The 1053-nt window shown below is 62.4% G+C and carries 1 protein-coding gene; it reads left to right on the top strand.

What is annotated here, in order from left to right; translation table 11 throughout:
* Positions 1-303: 303 nt before the first annotated feature.
* Positions 304-1053: TadE/TadG family type IV pilus assembly protein (locus tag ASG72_RS21025; RefSeq protein WP_162246218.1), on the top strand; the 750-nt coding region annotated here is incomplete at its 3' end.

Consider the following 1053-nt stretch of genomic DNA (forward strand, 5'->3'; position numbering starts at 1 on the left):
GGCGATCGCTTCGTTTTCCGCCTGTTTGCCGCCGATCTCCGACAGAGACAGCATCAAGGCAAGCACCGCGATGAGCAGCGCGATCTTCTTGTTCCCGCCCTCTGGCGGATCGATATGGGCGGACAAGTGCCAGGCTCCGAATCGGTCGGTGGTTACCCGGTGCTTATGCCAGATGGAGAGCCAATCAGGTCAACAAAAGCTGTCCGTTAACGCTTGGCGCTGAGCCAGAGTTAGCTGCGCTAATCTGGCCACAGTTCATTAACATCTCAAGCATTTTACTCATCTCCGACCAGCGAGGCCAAGATGAGCATTTTCCAGAAGTTCAGGGACGACGAATCCGGAAACTTCGTCATGATGTTCGGGCTGGCCCTGGTTCCGATCCTGGGGCTGGTCGGCGCCGCCGTCGATTATGCCCGGGCCAGCAAGGCCCGCACCGAGCTCGCCTCGGCGCTCGACAATGCGGCACTGATGGCGGCCCGCGACGCCTCCAAGCTGACCGATGGCCAGCTCAGGACGCGGATCAACGAATGGGTCAAGGCCAATCTCTCATCCGAGACCGCCGCCCAGTTCAGCACGGCCAACATCGCCATCGACAGGGTGGCCCGGACGGTCACCGTCGGCGGCGCGCTCAATGTCGACACTACAGTCGCCCGCGTCATCGGCACGAATCTGATCGAGGTCGGCGCGCAGAGCCAGTCGAGCTGGGGCACCAAGACAATCGAGCTCGCCCTCGCCTTGGACAATACCGGCTCCATGGCCAGTTCCGGCAAGATGGCCGCGCTCAAGACCGCGACGCGCGAGCTGCTGCGCACCATGAAGGACGCCTCCGCCGGCGGCGACCAGATCAGGATCTCCATGATCCCCTTCGCCACGCAGGTCCGCCTGCCGCAGAGCTACAAGGACGCGCCCTGGCTGAAATTCACCGAGACGCGCGAGACCGGCAACGGCCAGAACAAGAAGACCGAGACCATCACCAAGGAGAGCTGGGAGGGCTGCGTCTCCGACCGCGATCTCGGCTTCGACTTCAAGGATGGCGACACCAACGGCAACAAC

Source organism: Allobosea sp. Leaf344 (genome assembly GCF_001426225.1).
In the GTDB taxonomy this organism is placed as follows: Bacteria; Pseudomonadota; Alphaproteobacteria; order Rhizobiales; family Beijerinckiaceae; genus Allobosea.